Raw genomic sequence first — 18,073 nt, 5'->3', positions numbered from 1 at the left:
AGGACCATTGGGGGTTGATACATATGGCATCAACATATTTCTAGCGCACTGTTGAGTTCTCAAGAACCGGACGCACCCACCCCGACAAACCCACATCAAGCGGGCCAGCGGAAGAGGGGCAACTTTCCCACCTTAACCGAACACCAGGCCAAACCTCAACCCAGCCCCGCTCAAGGACCTTCCGGCGCCACCCGTCCCAGACGCGGATCACCCTCGGCCAGAAGCTCCAGGTTTTCCGCCCCGCTCGGGGCGACGTGAAGAACAGTACGCCGCACCCGACGCAGCTCCAAATCCTCGCGCCCTCACGTTCGTCTTCGACTGCGCTGCAGGCGAAGATGCTCCGGGGACTCCCCGACACCCGGACCGTGCACCCGCGGCGTCCTCCGACTCGGCGCCGGTCCCGCCGGAGCTCGCGCGGGAGCTACAGAGCAGAGCCTGCGTAGGCTCGGGCACCACCGAACGGGAGGACCGATGAGCGAGCAGGCGAAGCCCTTCGCCCACCTGGGCACCGACAACGCCGCCACCTACCGCGCGGTCTTGCGCGTCTTCTCCGCCGCTCGCACGCGCTACGTCCTGCACCTGCGACCCGAGGACGTGGTGGAGGACCTGGCCGGCGCGGGTACGGCGATCGGCATCGAGCCGGTCGACAACGCGCTGACCTCCCTGGTCGCGTGGGGCAACCTGCGCGCCGACCCCGACACCGGCCGCGTGACGACGGTGGAGGACTTCCACCGAGCGCGCTACCTGTACCAGCTGACCCCCGAGGGCCAGGCCGCCGAACGGGCGCTGTCGGTCTACGAGGAGTCGCTCGGCCGCCGCGGCGCGCTGCAGGCGGTCGCCCTGGAGGACATCGCCGAGCACCTGCGGTCGCTGGTCACGCTCCTCGAGGACCCCAGGCCCCTCGACGCCGCACGCGCTCAGCACCTCCTCACCGCGCTCACGCAACGGTTGGAGACCCTGGCCGAGAACGCCGCCGCCTTCATGGCCTCCATGCAGCGGTCCATCGACCTGCAGGACGCGGACCTCGACGCCTTCGTCGCCTACAAGGACCGGCTTGTCGACTACCTCGAAAGATTCCTCTCCGACCTGGTCACCGTGGGAGCTCAGATCAGCGACCTCGTCCTACGCGCCGAGGCCGCCGACGTGCACGCGGCCCTCAGCGCGGTCGCCGAGCGCGAGGCGGTCGACGTCGCGCCCGGCGACGGCGCGACCGAGGACCTCGACCACGCCGCGGAGCGCGTGCTGGAGGTCTGGGACCAGCGGTGGCGGGGGGTGCGCACCTGGTTCGTCGGCAGCCGGGAGACCCCCAGCCAGAAGGACGTGCTGCGCCGCCGCGGCCGATCGGCGATCCCCCAGCTCCTGCGCGCCGTCCAGGTGATCAACGAACGCCGGTCCGGACGTTCGGACCGCTCTGCCGACTTCCGCCGGCTCGCCCTCTGGTTCGCGCAGGCCCCGGACGACTCCTCCCGACACCGGATCTGGCACAACGCCTTCGGGTTGAGTCCGGCCCGCCACCTGAGCATCGACAGCGACACGCTCACCGCCCGGGAGGCGGGACCGCGCACCGTCGTGTCGTGGACCGAGGCCGAACCGCTGCGCATCAGCCCGCAGTTCCGCCGCACAGGTCGGCACGAACGACGGGGGCGACCGGCGCGGGTGCAGGACCGCTCGGCGCAACGCCGGCACTTGGCGGAACTCGCTGCGGTGCAACGGGAACAGCTGCGCCTGGCCCGGTCCGAGCTCCTCACGGACGGCCCGGGCCGTCTCGCGGACCTGCCCGACCTGTCCGGGCCTGCCTTCACCGTCTTCCTGGGTCTGCTGGGGCAGGCCGTCGCCGCCCGTCGTCCCGACGTTCCCGGAGCCCCGTGCGAGGCGACCTCGGCGGACGGCTCGCTGCAGGTGCGCATCACCCTGGACCCGGCGGGGGTGACCGTCCCGGTGCGCTCGGAGCACGGGACGCTCCACCTGCCCGACGGGCTCGTCGAGATCCGCGACACGGCACCGGAGGGTCCCCGACCGTGAGCACCCTGTCCGGACGGCTGGAGGACGACCGTCGGCACGAACGCCGCCGCGCCGCCCGCGCGCTGCTCCTGCGTCCCCTCCTGCGACCGGCGGGCCGCGACGCCGAGGCGTTCGTCCTCGTGCGCCGGCACGCGGACTGGCTGCGCCAGTGGTTCGACCTCAACACCGGGTGGCGCCTGCGGGTGGAGCCGGAGCTCGCCCGGCTGGAGAAGGTGGCGGCCGACCCCAGGGACGAGACCCGTCCCCTGGTGGACGGTCAACAGCGCCCGTACTCCCGCCGCCGCTACGTGCTCCTGTGCCTGGCCCTGGCCGTGCTGTCCCGTTCCGAGAGCCAGACCACCCTGGGCGTGCTCGCCGACGACGTCCTCCTGCAGTCCTCCGACCCCGAACTGGTGGCTGCCGGGGTCGCCTTCCGCCTCGAGCACGTCGAGGAACGGCGTGACCTCGTCGCGGTCGTCCGCACCCTGCTCGACCTGGGGGCGTTGACGAGGGTGAGCGGTGACGAGGAGTCCTACCTGCGGGCCGCCGGTGACGTCCTCTACGACGTGGACCAGCACGTCCTGGCCGGCCTCCTGGCCGCACCACAGGGACCCTCGACGATCACCGCGACCACCACGGAGGAACGGGTGCAGGCCCTGACGGCCACCCCGCCGTCGGTGACCGAGGACGGCCGCAACCGGGCGATCCGGCACCTGTTGACCCGACGGCTCCTCGACGACCCCGTGCTCCTGCACGAGGACCTGGACGCCGACGAACTCGCGTACCTGACCACCCAACGTCGCGCGCTGACCGACCGGGTGGAAGAACTCACCGGGCTCGTCGCGGAGGTGCGGACGGAGGGGATCGCGATGGTCGACCCCGCCGACGACCTGACCGACCTGCGCATGCCCGAGGACGGGACCGACGGCCACGTCGCCCTGCTGGTCGCGGAGTTCCTCACCGAGCGGGCTCCGGTCCCTGTTCCTGTCACCGCCCTGCGTCGGCACGTGCACCAGTTGGCGCGGGCGCACCGGGCGGACTGGCGCAAGGGATCGGACGCCCCGGGCCAGGAGATCACCCTGGTGGCCACCGCGTTGGACCGCCTCGCCGCGCTGCGTCTGGTCCGCGTCGAACGCGAGGAGGTCCACGCCCTCCCGCCCCTGCACCGCTACGCCCTGCGCCCCACCACCCCAGCGGAGACGATGTGAACACCCCCTCGGACCTGCCCCGACCCACCACCACGAGGTGGCGGCCGCTGCGAGCGGGACTGGTGGACCTGTACTACTACGACGTCGAGGAGTTCTGGTTCCACGACGGCCGGTTGCTGCTGCGCGGCAACAACGGTGCGGGCAAGTCGAAGGTGCTCGCGTTGACCCTGCCCTTCCTGCTGGACGGTGACCTGGCCTCGCACCGCGTCGAACCCGACGGGGACCGCAAGAAGCGCATGGAGTGGAACCTCCTGCTCGACGGGGCGCACCCCCACAGCGAACGGACGGGGTACACCTGGCTCGAACTCGGCCGCCTGGACCGGGACGGCCGCGAGGAGTTCCGCACCCTGGGGTGCGGGATGAAGGCCGTGACCGGTCGAGGCATCGCTCGGCACTGGTTCTTCTCGACGTCCGCGCGGATCGGTCGCGACCTGTTCCTCGTGGACCGAGCCGGGACCGCGCTACCCCGGGAACGTCTCATCGACGCCCTCGGTGACGCCGGTGTCCCCTTCGACTCCCGGCGGGCTTACCGGCGGCACGTCGACGAGACGCTGTTCCGTCTCGGGGAGGACCGGTACGGGGCGCTCGTCGACCTGATGGTGCAGCTGCGCCGCCCGCAGCTCACCAAACGACCGGACGCCGCCGCGTTGTCGGCCGCGCTGACCGAGGCGCTGCCGCCCCTGGACCCGCAGGTCCTCGCCGATGTCGCCGAGGCGTTCCGCAGCCTCGAGGACGACCGCCGTGACCTGCACGACCTCCTGGAGGCGCGCGAGGCGGCGACCGCCTTCCTGCGGCACTACCGCCGCTACGCCCGTGCCGCCGTCAAACGTCGGACCGCGGAACTCAGGAACGCCCAGTACCGCTACGAGGAGGCCGGGCGCCTCCTCGCGCAGGCCGACCGGGACCACGCCGCGGCGACCGAACGGCTCACCGCGGCCGGCGAGGCGCTGACCACGGTCCGGGAGCGCGTGACGGAACTGTCCGCGCGGCAGACCGCCCTGGCCGGCGACCAGCGCCTGTCCACCCTCGCCGAGGCCGAGACGTCCGCTGAGCTGGCGGCTACGGCAGCGCAGGACGCCCGCCGTGCGGTGGACGGCGCACAGCACCGCCTGGACCGCGCTCGTGCGACCTCCAGCGACCGCGAGGAGCACCTCCGCGCCGTCGGCGCGAGGTTCGAGACGACGCTCAGCACCCTGACGGAGCGAGCGAACGCCGCCGGGATCCTCCTGCCGGAGCCGCCGGACCCCACGACGCAGGAACCCCCGATCTACCTGGGCGTCGTGCGGGACGCCGCGGACCGGCGTGGGCGGGAGGCGCAGCACGTGCAGGACCTGCTGCGGGAGCGCGCCGAGGCCGTCGCCCTGCGCAACCGCCGGCAGCAGGACAGCGACAGGGCCCGCGCTGCGGCCGACCGGATCGCCGAACGGTCGGCTGCCGCGGACCGCGCCGTCGAGGGGGCCGCCGACACCCACGTCGCCGCCGCGACGACGGCGCTGGACGCGGCCCGGGAACTGCGCCTCGAGGACGTCACCGGAGTGCTCGCCGAACTCCGCGGGTGGACGTCCACCGTCGAGGGCCCGTCCCCGCTGTCGCTGGCCGCGGACGAGACCGTCGGCCGGGTGACCCGCGACCTGGCCACCGCCCGCGCCGAGGCGACCGGCCGGGACCGCGCGCTGAGCGAGCGGGAGGCGGAACTCGCGGCGGAACGGTCGCGGTTGCAGGCCGGGGAGGACGCCGAACCGCCCCTGCCGCCCACCCGGACCGCGGACCGGACCGGGCGCCCGGGAGCGCCGCTGTGGCGGGTCGTCGACTTCGCCCCCGACCTGTCCGCCGCCGACCGCGCCGGACTGGAAGCGGCGTTGCAGGCGTCCGGTCTGCTCGACGCCTGGGTGTTCCCCGGCGACGAGGCCGCTCCCGACGGGGACGTCGTCGTGCGGCCGGGCCAGCCCGTCGACGGGCCGTCCCTGCTCGACGTGCTGCGCCCCGCCCTCGACGGGAACGACGTGGCGCCGTTGACGGAGGAGACGGTGCGCGCGGCGCTGGCCGCCGTCGCGTGGGACCGGGTCGATGCCAGCAGCGCAGTCGCCCCCGACGGGACGTTCCGTCTCGGGGTGCTGGCCGGCCGCTGGTCGGTGCCGGAGGCGCGGTTCATCGGACGCAGCGCACGCGAGGCGGCCCGGCGCGCGCGGCTCGCCGACGTCGAGGCCGAGCTGGCGACGCTCGGCCGCGAACGCCAGGTGGTCGGCGAGCAGCTGAGGGAGCTGGATCGTCGCGCGGGCGTCCTCGCCACCGAGCGGCGCGCGCTGCCGGACGACGCGGACCTGCGGGCCGCGCACGCCCGCCGCACCTCCCTCGCCGAGGCCGCCGTCGAGGCCGACGCCGTCGTGCGGCAGGCGGACGCCGACCTCGCCACCGCCGTCGCCGCGAGCGACGCGGCCGATCTGCGTGCCCGGGAGGGCGCGCATGAGCTGCGGTTGGATCCCGACCCGGCCGCGGTGGCCGTGGTCATCGGGGCGGTCTCGGACGTCCGGGCCGCCGCCACCGAGCTGCAGCAGCGCTGGGAGACCGTCGCGCGCGCCACGCGGGACGTGGCGAGCGCGGAGGAGGACGTCGCCACGGCCGACGCCGATGCGCGGCACGCCGACGTCGTCCTGCGCGAACGGGAGGAGGCGGCGACGACGGCTCGGACCCGTGCGCAGACGTTGCGCGACAGCCTGGGTCGCGCCGTGGACGACCTGCGGGCGCAGCTGAGCGCGGTCACGGCGGACCTCACGCGGACGAGGCGGGCGGTGGGACCGGCCGAGCAGGAGAAGAGCGAGGCCGAGCGAGGCCTCGGCGAAGTCGCGGGCCGCCGGTCCCAGCTGACCCTGGAGCTGCGCACGGCGGAGGAGGTGCGCGACAGCGCGGTCGCCGACCTGCGGACCTTCGCCGCCAGCGGGATCGTGGCCGTCGCCGGGGCTGACCTCGACGTCCCCGACACCTCGGCCCCGTGGGCCCCCACCCCGGCCGTGGCGTTCGCGCGGCGTGCCGACAGCGCGATCCCGGAGGACCTGGACGAGAAGGAGTGGCAGCGCTCCCAGGACGCGGTGACAGCGGAGGTGAAGAGCCTCACCGACACCCTGGCCCGACGCGGCAACACCGCGACGTGGTCGCTCGTGGCCGACGTCATCGTCGTCGACGTCCGCTACGCCGGGCGGACGACGACCGTCCCGGACCTGCGTGCCGACCTCGACGCCGACGCCGGGGAACGGCAGCGCCTGCTCGACGCCCGCGAGCGGGAGGTCCTGGAGAACCACCTCGTCGCCGAGGTCGCCGGGGAACTGCAGGAACTCATCCGGGCCGCCGAACGGCAGGTGGCCGACATGAACGCCGAACTCGAGCAGCGTCCGCTGAGCACGGGGATGCGGTTGCGGATGCAGTGGCAGCCCGTGCCCGACGGGCCCGCCGGGCTGCAGGAGGCACGGCGACGTCTGCTGCGGCAGAGCGCCGACGCTTGGTCAGCCGAGGACCGGGTGGCCGTCGGGGAGTTCCTGCAGCAGCGGATCCAGGCCGTCCGCCAGGAGAGTTCGGCCGGAACGTGGCTGGAGCACCTCACGACCGCGCTGGACTACCGGAGCTGGCACCGGTTCAGCGTGCAGCGCCGGCAGAACGGCCAGTGGCGTCCCGCCGACGGCCCGGCCTCCGGCGGGGAGCAGGTCCTCGCGGCCAGCGTTCCGCTGTTCGCCGCGGCCTCAGCGCACTACCGGTCCGCGGGAAACCCCGACGCGCCCCGGATCATCACCCTCGACGAGGCGTTCGCCGGCGTAGACGACACCGCCCGCGCCGACTACCTGGGGTTGCTCGCGCAGTTCGACCTCGACGTCGTCATGACCAGTGAACGGGAGTGGGCCTGCTACCCCCAGGTGCCCGGCATCGGCATCGCCCAGCTGTCGCGCGTCGAGGGGGTCGACGCGGTGCTCGTCACCTCGTTCCGCTGGGACGGGAACACCCGGTACGAGATCGACCGGCCCGCGAACCAGTCCGTCGTCCCCGCCCCGCGGGCGACGCCGCCGCCGGAGCAGGACGACCTGTTCTCGTGAACGACGCTCGCCTGCGAGCCCTCCTCGGGGGACCGGATGCCGCGTGGTTGCGCCGCCGCGTGCGGGACCGGATCGCGGCGGGGAAACCCGTCGCCGGCGCCGTCGCGTTGCGCGATGCCTCCCCCGCCGAACGGGAGGTCGTCGAGCGGCTGCTCGGGCGCCCACCGCGCACGTCCGGGTCCTTGTCGGTGCGCCTGGAGGACGTGGACGCCGTGCTGCGGCGCGGGGCTTGGCCGTCCGGTCTCGTCGACGCGGTGGTGCACCTCGACGGACCGGTGCCCGTGCGCGCCGACCAGGCCGCGGCGGCGCAGGCGGCGTGGGTCGCGTTGCTGGGACCGCTCGACGACCTCGTCCTGGCCCACCCTTGGTGGGCCGACTGGTGGGCGACGGCGCGGAACTCGCCGGCGGCGCGGAGGACGGTGCGCTCGGAGGAACTCGTCGCGGACCTGTGCGCCGTCCTCGCCGCCCTGCCCTCGTCCGGAGAGGCGTTGGGAACCCTGGCCCAGCGGACCGTCCGCGATCCGCACGCCCTAGACGGCGGAGCGCTGGCGGGTCTCGTGGTCTCGGCGCTCGCCCACGTCGCGGGAGTTCCCGTCCCGGTGAACGCCGCCGAGCGGCGGGTTGTGTGGGCGAGCGCGGGGGTCGCCCTCGACGACGTCTCCTCGACCGTCCTCGTGGCGGGGTTTCCGGGGGACGAGTCCCCCACGGGGCGGGCGCTGGAGTCCTGGCGTCTCGCCGGCCTGCCGACCGTCCTGACCTTGCGCCACGTCGTCGCGGGCGTTCCGACGTCCGGGCTGGTGGGGCGGGTGGTGCACGTCTGCGAAAACCCGGTGGTGCTGCGGGCCGCACTCGACGAGTTCGGCCCCGCCACACCACCGCTGGTCTGCCTCGCCGGCCGGCCCAGCGCGGCGGGGTCCGTACTGCTGCGGTCGTTGGCGGACAACGGGGTTCGGCTGCGGTACCACGGGGACCTGGACTGGGGCGGGTTGTCCATCGCCGGTTCCGTCCTGGCCCTCGGGGCGGAGGCGTGGCGGCTGTCTGTGGCGGACTACCGGGACGCCGTACGGCACTCCGGGCGACCGTTGCGGGGGAACCCCGTGCCGACGCCGTGGGACGTCGAGCTGGCGGTGGAGGTCGAGCGGGTGGGGATGGGCGTCGATGAGGAGGCGGTGCTGGCGGAGCTGCTCGCGGACCTGAGCCGGTTCGCCACCGGGTGAGTCAGGCGCGGCGGCGGAGCGGGTGGCTCCGCGGGAGGTCGGTGATCGGGACGCGCAGGTCGGACCAGCGCCACCCCAGTCGCCGCAGCCGCAGGTGCTCGTAGACGGTCAGGCCCAGGACGGTCAGCGAACCGCCGACGCCCAGGAGGGACAGCGTGCGCTCCAGGCCGACGGCCGGCTGCAAGGCCTGGGTGACGTTCTCGGCGCCGCTGGCGAGGGCGACGACGAACGCCAGGATCGACGGCAGCAGCGGGTGGACGTCCCCGGCGCAGAACAGGTGTCGCACCCCGTGGACGAGGACCGCGGTCGCGCCGGCCAGCAGGAACGGGAACAGCAGGTAGAGCGCGACACCACCGCCCAGGACGAAGGGAGCAGCGGCCGGCAGGTGCTGCACGTGTTCCACCCCCCAGACGCAGAGCGGGGGGACCGCGACGACCGCGAGCAGCAGCAGGAACGGCCGGACGGTCGGCGCGAGCCGGTCCCGTCGCTGGGTGGCGTGGCTGCGGACAGCGACGACGGCGATGCCGACGAGGAAGACGGGGACCGCCACCGCGGCCTTGAGCAGGAACCCCAGGAAGGCGCCCTCCAGCAGGCCACTGGCCCCGGGCACCTCACGCGACGCCGCGACCGCGATGACGACGCTGGCGTACCCGAGCCAGGACCGCCACGCCTGCAGTCGTTCCACGTGCGGGTCGGTGCGGCGGTGCGGACGCATCCAGCGCGACACCACCCGCCAGGAGCGGTTGAGCGCGCGCAGGTACCAAGCGGCCAGCCGGAGACCCAGTTCGATGAACACCGCGGCCATGACGCTCCTCCCGAAGTCACTGTCCGTAGCGACTCTGGCAGAGGGGTCGGACACGACGTTTCGGGTCGTCAGCGGCCGGGGGCGCGGTGCGGCACCGGCCGGACGGGTGGATGGACGGCCGTGTCAGCGGCGGGGGAGGCGAGGGAACGCTCGAAACCGGTGATGAGGTCGACGAGCCCGTCCACCTCGAAGGCGCGGTTGCGGCGGCCCGCGGTGGTCTGGCGGAGCACGCCGGCGCGGTGGAGGCGGTCGACGGCCTCGTTGACGGCCTGCGTTGAGCGGCCCGTCAGGCGGACCAGCTGCGCCACCGTCGTGATCGGCGTCCGAGGCAGGATCTCGTCGAGCAGCTGCGCCACCGTCGACCCGGCACGCACCGACCCGAGCGCCTCCCGCCACCGGTGGTCCAGCGCCACCAGCCCGTCGGTGAGCCCGGCCACCCGGGCGCACGCCTCGGACGTCGCCGCCGCGAAGGTGGCGATCCACTCCGCAACGCCCTCGTGACCGTCCGCGCGGAAGGACTCCAGGCCGGCGATGTAGTCCCGGCTGCGGGTGGCGAGGACCAGGCTGACCGGGGGGACGTGGTGGGGGCTGAGTCCGCGACGGGTCAGGACGACGTGGATCAGCGCCCGGCCGGTGCGGCCGTTGCCGTCGGCGAAGGGGTGGATCGTCTCGAACTGCGCGTGCGCAATCGCGGCCTGCACGACCGGTGGGTGCACGTCGGAGTCCAGGTAGCCGACGAGGTCCTCGAGGAGCGGCCCGACGTCGTCCGGCGGCGGGGGGACGAAGTCCGCGGCGCACGGGTTGAAGCTCGACCCGCCGATCCAGTTCTGCCGGTCGCGGACGGTGCCGGCCCAGCTCGCGTCGCGGGTGCCCGCCAGCAGGGCCCGGTGGATGTCGCAGATCGCCTCGACGTCCAGCCGCGGGCGTCGGGCGACGTCGTCGACGGCCGCGCGCATCGCGTCGATGTTGCCGAGGACCTCAGCAGCTCCGGCGTCCTCGACGACGCCGGCCTCGCGGGCGGCGTCGGCGCGCGCGAGCCGGCGCCCGCCGATCTCGAGGCCCTCGATGCGGGACGACGCGACGGCCTCCGCCCGCAGCAGGAGGCGGGCGATGGCCTCGTACCCGCGGTACGGGATCCCGGAGGCGTTGAGCCGCTGGACAGCGCGTTCGGCGTCGGAGACGTCGGCGGCAACGTCGGCGGGTAGGAGCACGTGGCGGCCGACGAGCGGGTCGGGGACGAAGGCGTCGTAGCGGCAGGGCTGACGGTGGCGGCGAGGGACACCGGTGATGTCGCGCTCGGGAGTCCACTGCGCGTTGAGGAGACGGGACACGGCGACATCATAATCAAGGTTGGCTCTGAAGCTTGATCGAGCGTTCGGCGACGGCCAGGTCAGCCGGTCTCGGCACGAGGCGGTGGACCGGGTGCGCGACGTGCCCCTCGTGCAGCGGTGGCTGCGGGTCGGGGCACCGCCGCTCGGACCGCCGCGAGCGCCGGTGATCGGTCACCGCGGAACCGGCGTGTCGCCGGTCGAACCAACCCGTCGCCCGCTGCACGAGCAGGGGGGACGGCGAGGAGTCGCCAGGGCACCAGCCCTCGGCTCGTCCCGGCGATCGACGTCAGCCGGTTCGCACCGCGAGGTCGTACAGCCGGCGAGCCCACTGGACGGCCTGCTCAGCGCGGGCAGCGGAGACCGTAGCGGCGGCGTAGTGCGCCTGGTCCTTGATCTCCAAGAGACGGCGGAGGTCCTTCGCCCTCGCCGCCCCGTCGGACGGTGGCGAGCAGATCGACGGCTTGCCGATGGTCCTGACCCGCGAGCGCTGTCCCAGTCGACTGCAGCACACCGCGTTGGACGCGGCGATGCCCGACAGGACCGCCAACGACGCTGCCACCTGCGGGGTGGCGAGACCGTCATCGGTCTCGCCGACGAACAGTTCCGCGACCTCGAGGAACGCACGCGCCTGCTCCAGCCGGGTCCGCTCCTCGGCCGGTGAGCAAGTTGCTCAAGCGGCCGGACGGGCTCACCGCGCCACGCTCCGCAGGAGGGCGCTGAGGTCTCGACCGACGAGGGTGATGGCCTCCCGCCGCCACGAGCGGACGATGGGCTCATCGGCTTCGACGTGAGTTCGGAGGTCGCTCAGGGAGATGTTCGTACGGCTGCGCCGGGTTGCCGCTCCAGGACCGGACGGCGGTCACAAGGGAGTCCACCTGCTCGTTCCAGGCAAAGGCCCGTTCCCCGTCACCTCGTCAGCACGGACGAGCAACAGGTCGACGTCGGAGTCAACGCGCCCTCCCCCGAGCGAGGGAACCGAAGACCGCGGCCGTCTCGACCGGCACGGCCCAGGAGCGGATCAGTTCCTCGATGCGGTGCAGGAGTTCCCGGCGCAGATGGGCGAGGACCTCCACCGTGGGCAAGGCGAGGTGGTTCCGGTTGACGCTGTAGCAGGCCGCGTTCCGTCGCCGCTCGACAGTGACGACTCCCTCCCCGACGAGACGGGTGAGAACACGTTGCACCCCGGCCGGGGAAGCGGTTCCGACGAGGCGAGCGACCTCACGGCCAGACATCGGAACCGTCAGCTTGGCCAGCGCAGTGAGCACTGGCCCGTCCAAGGACGGGACGACGGCTCGTACGGGGTGGCCGAGATCCATGCGTCCAGCACAAGAGTCGACTGACTGAAGTAGTGGTCATTCGTTCGACCTCGATCCCCCCGGCCAGGGGTCATGTCGCCTGATCGGAGGCGTCAACCCCGCCTCTCACCACGTCGACCCTCCAAGAGCGACAGTTCGAGGACGGAGCAGAGATGGCCAGGGGATCCCGCAAGGTCAGCGTGGCCGTGCGCACGGGACAGGGTGAGCACGTCGAGCAGCTCACCGAGCGACCGGTGCGACGGATGCCCGATGGGGTGAGCGGTGTCGTCTACGGCGGCCGCGTCTACCCGATCAACGAGGGCATGTTCGTCTGCCTGGACGACCCGAGCGTGCCGAAAGACGACTGCGACGACTTCGTCGGCCCGTCCGAGGACCTCGTCGTGCTGGTCGAGACCGCGGCACCCTCCCTGCTCGCGGTGAGCCGGTGGGCCATCGAGTCCACCCGGTTCGGGCACTACGTGGTGCTCGACGCCGCCGAGGAGGATGCAGAAGAGCTGGTGCGCCGTCTCGAAGCGTCGGGTACCACCGTCAAGCGGTGGGCGCAGAGCTGGCGTCCCGCCTCGGACGGGTACCACTACGACTGGTTCATCCGCCTGGGCGGCGACCTGACCCCTGACCAGTGCGCAGCTGCGGTGACCGACGCCCTGGACAGCAGCTCTGCGGCACCTTCCGCTCCACCCGCGGAGGACGCCGTTGCCCTGCCCCAGACCCACGACGCTCTGCTGCGGGTCGAGCTGATCGTCGCTCAGAGCCAGCTGGAGACCGCGCGTTGAGAGGTCGACGCCCTCACCGCGGACCTCGACGGCGCTCGTGACGATCGGGACGCCCTCAAGAACCAGCTGAAGGCCGCTAAGAGCGCTCGCACCAAGGCGGAGAAGCAGCTCTCCGCGCTGCAGGTCAGCGAGCCCACCACTGAGGAAGCAGCCAACGGGGATCTGCTCGCCGCCGAGGCACTCCTCGCGGAGGCTCACACCCAGGCGGAAGCCCAGGAGCTTGAGATCGCTCAGCTCCGGCAGCAGCTCCTCGACGCCGGACGGGCCGCAGAGCGAGAACGGGATCTGCGGGAGCAGCTCACCGCAGCCGCGATCGTTGCGCCTCCTCGGCCGTCGCCGGCGAAGGGGGTGGAGGGCGTCCTCGACCGGATGTTCAACCGACTCGACCTCCACGAGACCACCCTCGACGCGTTCACCGACCTCAAGCAGTTCCGGGCGCTGTCGCACCTCGTCCGGGTGCTCGTCGACCTCGACACGAAGAAGCTCGCGGGCGAGAAGTGCGAGGGGTACGCGGACGTCCACGAGGTCAGAGGCATCTACACCGGTCTCAAAGGGTCGGAACGGATGGGCCGGCTCTACTACCGCCCCGACCTGGAAGCCGACCGCCTCCTCGTCTTCGTGCACCGCAAGAAGGACGACAAGGACCAGCGCGAGTTCCTCGAGAAGATCTCGAAGGGAGCCGTCGTCCTCGGCCGGTGACGGGTGCCTCTGCTCAAGCGGGTACGGGGACCCGTCGACGAGCTGACGGTGATGCGACGCGATCCCCTGCGGTCGACCCGGGGGCTACTCCAACCACACCCGGCCACCGAAACCACCCCGCTGCTGCCGCTTGGCGTCGGCCAGCCGGACGACGTCCTCGATCGAGGCCCCGCACAGCTCGGCCACGGCCAGCAGCACCTCGTAGACGTCAGCGGCCTCCGCGAGCCGCTCCTCGGTAGTGGCCGCGTCCCGCAGCTCCCCCGCCTCCTCGACGACCTTCACGAGGAGCGCGGCGACGTACTCGTCGTTGGTGAGGATCCGGATCCTCGGCTCACGTCCCTCGGCGCGGATGATGTCCGGGATGCGGTCGCGCACGAGCTTGCCCATGGGGCCCTGGCCTGCGAGGTCGTCCGGTGAGTGCCGACGACTTCTACCGCACGGAGCCGACACCGGCGACGTCGTGGCGGATGGCGATCCTGCTCGGCAGGAACGAGCGGACCTACAAGTTCGCGCTCGGCGCGGCGCTCCTCGACCTCGCAGCTGAAGGCCGTGAGGACATCAGCCTCGTCGAGCTCGCCACCCTCTACACGTTGAAGCTGGCGGAACGCTCCTCCGACGTTGCGCAAGCACCCAGCAGCAAGAACACGAGCCCGACCGACTTCGTGACCATGCTTCACGAGGACATCGAGTACGTCTCGACCCATGGTGAGCCGACCCAACGGCTCGTCGACAAGGCGGTCAAGGACATGCCCGGTATGGTCATGACGAAGTTCCCCAACGCCAACGGTGGGATCGACCACGAGTTCTACCGGGCCTCCGGCCGGGGCGGCGCGCGCCGCATCGTGCTGACGCCGCACCTGCACCGCCTCGCCGAGGTCGCCGACTCGCTCAGCGGCGAGCTGGAGTCGCGCTGGTCCATCGTCGAGAGCGCCTTCGCAGCGGGCGTCAGCAACCGTCTCGTGGGGCTTCGGCCCTCGGCGGACGGCGAGGAATTCGTCATGCCGCTGCGGAGGGTGGCCGTGTCGTCGGCGCTGCACGCCCTCAAAGGCTTCCAGCACGGTCGCTGCTTCTACTGCCACGAGCTCCTGGTGGACGAGCCGGGAGCAGCGCACGTCGACCACGTCTTCCCCTGGTCGCTGATGAACCGCTACTCCGCGCACGACGCCGGCCTGGACGGGCTGTGGAACCTCGTCGCGGCGTGTGCGCCCTGCAACCTCCGCAAGAGCGACCGCATACCCAGTCCCGAAGTGCTCGCCGCGCTCGTGCTGCGCAACGAGACGGTGCTCGCCTCGCCCGAGCCGTTGAAGGTGGGGCTGCGGGAGAGCGTGGACGCGGCGCTCGCGGGGTCGTCGAAGACGGTCGAGAGCCGTCGTGAGCTGGTGCGGGCGGTGCTGTCGCGCTTTTCGTGATCGTCAGGTGAGGCCCAGCGCACTCTCCAGCTCGCTCCCCGTCACCTCCTGCGGGACGACGACCGCGTCCTTCAACGCGACCTTGCTCCGCAGCAGCCGGTCGAGGTTGACGTCGAAGGAGTCGACGTCCGGGTGCAACGCGACGGGCAGGTGGACGTGCACTTCGCGCTGCTGTCCGATGCGGTGGATGCGGTCCGTCGCCTGGGCCTCCTTCGCCGGGTTCCAGTGCCGTTCGAGGTGGATGGCGTGGTTGGCCCCCACGACGGTCAGGCCGACGCCGACGGCGAGCGGGGACAGAATGATGACGTTGAAGCCCTCCTTTGCCTCGAAGTCGCGGATCTTCTTCATCCGCGTCTCGCCCCGGCCGGTCGCCGCGGTGTCCCCGTTGACGATGTCGACGCGGAAGCCGTAGCGGTCGCAGAGCCACAGCGCAAGGGCGCGCTGCATCTCCTTGGTCTTGGCGAAGACGATCGCTTTCTCGCCCTTGGCACGCACGCCGTCGAGGACGGTCTGCACCGTCACGAGGGTGCGTGCGGAGAGCTCGAAGCTCGACGGGTCGCCGTCGAGCTTGCCGGCCAAAAGGCCGGGGTGCAGTGACGCGTTCGCCAGCTCGTGCAGGGTCTTGAGCGCAGCGCCCTTCAGACCGGTGCGCCCCCGGTGCGCGGCGATGACGCCGTCGTAGGCCTGCACCTGAGCCGTCGGCATGAGCTGCCGGTACTCGTGCAGGTGCTTCGGCGGAAGGTCGGTGAGGTGGTCTTCCTTGACCCGGCGGAGCATGAAGGGGCCGACAGCTTCCCGCAGCTCCAGGCCGAGCCGTTCGTGCTCCGCGGGCGTCGCCTCCGTCATGGGGGTGACCCACGTCTCCTGAAACTCCACCCAGGAGCCCAGCAGGCCGGGTTGCGCCGTGTCGACGAGGGTCCAGAAGTCGCGCAATGAGTTCTCTACGGGGGTGCCGGTGGCCAGCAGCTTGAAGCGGGCCTTGAGCGCCTTGGCGGCGCGGGTGGTGAGGATCTCGGGGTTCTTGGTGGCCTGGGCCTCGTCGAAGATGACGACGCCCCAGTCGACGAGACCGAGGGACACCTGATAGCGCCGCAGGGTCTCGTACGTCGTGAGCACGAGAACGCCGGGTCGGTCCAGCCGGGCCTCACCGCACGCAGGACCGATGCGCAGCGATGCGTGGATCCGGTCTTCGCGCACCATGCCGTGCTCGTCGAGGTCCTCCACGCGGGCTGCCGTCTCCGCGCTGGCACCCCGCAGGCGGTAGTGCGAGATGCCGGAGCCCTGCAGGACGACGACGTCGTCGAAGGGGCCGTGGGCGGAACCGAACGTCGTCCGGATCTCCTGCAGCCAGTTCTCGAGCAGCGCGACGGGCATGACACCCAGAACCGGCAGCGGGAGGCGGCCGGCCGCACGCTGCACGCGTTGCACCTCGCCGAGCGCGACGAGAGTGGTGAAGGTCTTCCCGAGACCCATGTCGTCCGCCAGGAGGGCGCCCTGGATGCGGACGGGGACGTCCTGCGCGGCGTCCAGAGCTGTCGCCAGCAAGCCGGACAGCCACTCGACCCCGGCTCGCTGGTGTGGGAAGGGGGCGCGCTGGAGCAGCGTGTAGTCCGCTGGCTGTTGCGGGCGGGCAGCAGCGGCGAGCTCGCGGAGCGCGGCAGCGGTGCCGACGGCGTCGACGATGTGCATGCCGACGGTGACACGGCGTTCGTCGCCGGCCTGCTGCTGTGCAGGCTCCTGTTCCTGGAGGTCGAGAGCGGCGACACGCTGCCGCGATGCGGCGAGAACGGCGCGGACGTGATCGCGGTCGGAGACGTCGACAACCTTCCCGTCCGAGGCCACGACCGTGTCCCCCCGCTCCCACGCGTCGCTCACCGAGCTCTCCACAGCGTCCTGCTGGGCGAGCGTCTGGACGCCCTCCACCAAGGCTTGCGTACCGGAGGTGCTGGAGACGCTCGCGTACCAGTCGAGCCCGGTCGACATCGCCTCGTTGAAGGTGACGGGCGCAAGAACACCCAGGCCGGCGACCCGAACGCTGAAACGGATGTCGACGTCGACGATGGCGGGGTCGTAAAAGGACCCCGGCGCCTGCAGGAAGGCTCGAACGTCTTCCCGGTCGATGACCGGGCGCCGGCGGACTTCCTGGACCGCGGCGAGCTTGTCCCCGTCGAGGAGGACGAGGGTGTCGTCGACCCGGATGACGTCTCCCGCCTCGGCGGTCTCGGGCCGTCGCCGGTCCAACTGGTGCCAGCGTCGCGTCAATGCGTCCGCATCGATGTCGCGGCCCAGGTCGGGCTGCACCGTCAACGAGCCGTCAGGCTGCGGCTCGACGGTGAGCGCTACAGCCTTGGGCGTGATCGTGGTGAAGCGGTCGAGAGCACAGAGCGAGAAGTCTTGGCTTCCCGGTTCGGTCGTCGCCAACTCACGAGCCTTCTGCAGCTTGGCAACCAAACGGACGTTGTCGACCTCCGACCGTGGCACGTCGATCGCGCGATGACGTTCGACAGCGCGCAACGCCACCAGGAAGGAGTGCGGAAGGCGGAGCAGCTCACCACCCACCTGGAGAACCGGACCTCGGCGGTCCGGAGCGGTTGGGAGCGACTCAACCAGGACGTCGAGGTCGAGGGCGAAGTCCGGCGACGACGTCCAGCGGTGGACTCGCGCTTCGAGCGCACCGCCGAAGACGGGCGGCAACCCCAGGACCGCCGCGTCATCGGCGTCCAAGCTCGCAAGCACGTCCTCGGGGACCGTGAACCCGTCGTCGGTCTCACTTGCCCGGAACTCGTCGGTGAGCAGATCGAGGACGTAGAACTGTTCTTGAGCGCGGCGCGATGCCCGACCTGAACGCATCAAAGACAGCGTGGTGCGGTCGGTGATGAATCGGGTGTACTGCCCGTACTGGATGTCGAACACCGGCGTGGAGCTGACCTCCTCGATGACCTCGGCGGGTCGGCGACGACGGATCCGATCGATGAGGCCCACGGTCACCACCAGGTCTGTGCTCGGCGTAGCGCCAACTCGGCGAAGTCCGGCTCACTCATGAGACCGCGCTCGTCGAGCTCGACACCACTGAGCTTGAGGAAGTCCAGCGCCTTCTGGATCCAAGAGCCACTCGCGTGGTGAGTGACGCCGAGGTACGAGGTCAAGTCCTCAGAGGTGGTGTACGACGTTCGCCGCGTGATGCTCCGTGCAGTCAGGCAGTCAAGGCCTGCATCGTGAGGTCAGAGTTCACCTC

12 protein-coding genes are annotated in these 18,073 nt (G+C 71.9%); 7 read left to right on the top strand and 5 right to left on the bottom strand.

The annotated features are described in order from the left end of the window. Positions 1-471: 471 nt before the first annotated feature. From AB0637_RS24360 to AB0637_RS24345, 4 genes are read left to right on the top strand one after another with little or no spacing between them, the layout of a single operon-like run. Complete coding sequence (locus AB0637_RS24360) at positions 472-2,022, top strand: TIGR02677 family protein (RefSeq protein ID WP_366175343.1); 1,551 nt, start codon at positions 472-474, stop codon at positions 2,020-2,022. Then, a complete protein-coding gene (locus AB0637_RS24355) occupies positions 2,019-3,209 on the top strand; it encodes a TIGR02678 family protein (RefSeq protein WP_366175341.1) in 1,191 nt (396 codons plus the stop codon). The genes AB0637_RS24360 and AB0637_RS24355 overlap by 4 nt, the downstream gene beginning before the upstream one ends. Continuing rightward, positions 3,206-7,288, top strand: coding sequence for a TIGR02680 family protein (locus AB0637_RS24350; protein ID WP_366175340.1), 4,083 nt, complete (start codon positions 3,206-3,208; stop codon positions 7,286-7,288). Before AB0637_RS24355 ends, AB0637_RS24350 begins: the two co-directional genes overlap by 4 nt. After that, a complete protein-coding gene (locus AB0637_RS24345; RefSeq protein WP_366175339.1) occupies positions 7,285-8,505 on the top strand; it encodes a TIGR02679 family protein in 1,221 nt (406 codons plus the stop codon). The genes AB0637_RS24350 and AB0637_RS24345 overlap by 4 nt, the downstream gene beginning before the upstream one ends. A 1-nt stretch (position 8,506) precedes the next feature. Here AB0637_RS24345 and AB0637_RS24340 read toward each other — a convergent pair whose 3' ends face one another. From AB0637_RS24340 to AB0637_RS24330, 3 genes are all read right to left on the bottom strand, one after another. Further along, complete coding sequence (locus AB0637_RS24340; protein WP_366175338.1) at positions 8,507-9,310, bottom strand: hypothetical protein; 804 nt, start codon at positions 9,308-9,310, stop codon at positions 8,507-8,509. Between the two features lie 68 nt (positions 9,311-9,378). Then, a complete protein-coding gene (locus AB0637_RS24335; protein ID WP_366175337.1) occupies positions 9,379-10,641 on the bottom strand; it encodes a Fic family protein in 1,263 nt (420 codons plus the stop codon). A 947-nt stretch (positions 10,642-11,588) separates the two neighbouring features. Next, positions 11,589-11,957 carry a hypothetical protein gene (locus tag AB0637_RS24330; protein WP_366175335.1) on the bottom strand — a complete coding sequence of 123 codons (369 nt, stop codon included), beginning with the start codon at positions 11,955-11,957 and terminating at the stop codon, positions 11,589-11,591. A gap of 152 nt (positions 11,958-12,109) precedes the next feature. Here AB0637_RS24330 and AB0637_RS24325 point away from each other — a divergent pair, with 152 nt between their 5' ends. Both AB0637_RS24325 and AB0637_RS24320 read left to right on the top strand, forming a co-directional pair. Then, complete coding sequence (locus AB0637_RS24325; protein WP_366175334.1) at positions 12,110-12,730, top strand: hypothetical protein; 621 nt, start codon at positions 12,110-12,112, stop codon at positions 12,728-12,730. 369 nt (positions 12,731-13,099) lie between these two features. After that, the gene (locus AB0637_RS24320; RefSeq protein WP_366175333.1) at positions 13,100-13,429 is read left to right on the top strand and encodes a hypothetical protein; all 330 of its coding nucleotides are present in this window, start codon (positions 13,100-13,102) and stop codon (positions 13,427-13,429) included. 84 nt (positions 13,430-13,513) lie between these two features. On the opposite strand, the gene AB0637_RS24315 is transcribed toward AB0637_RS24320, so the two are convergent. Next, a complete protein-coding gene (locus tag AB0637_RS24315; protein WP_366175332.1) occupies positions 13,514-13,816 on the bottom strand; it encodes a nucleoside triphosphate pyrophosphohydrolase in 303 nt (100 codons plus the stop codon). 26 nt (positions 13,817-13,842) lie between these two features. Here AB0637_RS24315 and AB0637_RS24310 point away from each other — a divergent pair, with 26 nt between their 5' ends. Beyond that, positions 13,843-14,838, top strand: a complete 996-nt coding sequence (locus tag AB0637_RS24310; RefSeq protein WP_366175331.1) for an HNH endonuclease signature motif containing protein — start codon at positions 13,843-13,845, stop codon at positions 14,836-14,838. A gap of 3 nt (positions 14,839-14,841) precedes the next feature. On the opposite strand, the gene AB0637_RS24305 is transcribed toward AB0637_RS24310, so the two are convergent. After that, entirely contained in the window at positions 14,842-17,826 is a 2,985-nt protein-coding gene (locus tag AB0637_RS24305; protein WP_366175330.1) for a DEAD/DEAH box helicase, read from the bottom strand. Positions 17,827-18,073: the final 247 nt, after the last annotated feature.

Source organism: Kineococcus sp. NPDC059986 (genome assembly GCF_040702905.1).
Classification (GTDB): domain Bacteria; phylum Actinomycetota; class Actinomycetes; order Actinomycetales; family Kineococcaceae; genus Kineococcus.
Note: the sequence above shows the minus strand (reverse complement) of the source record. Positions and strands in the feature narration are given on the sequence as shown.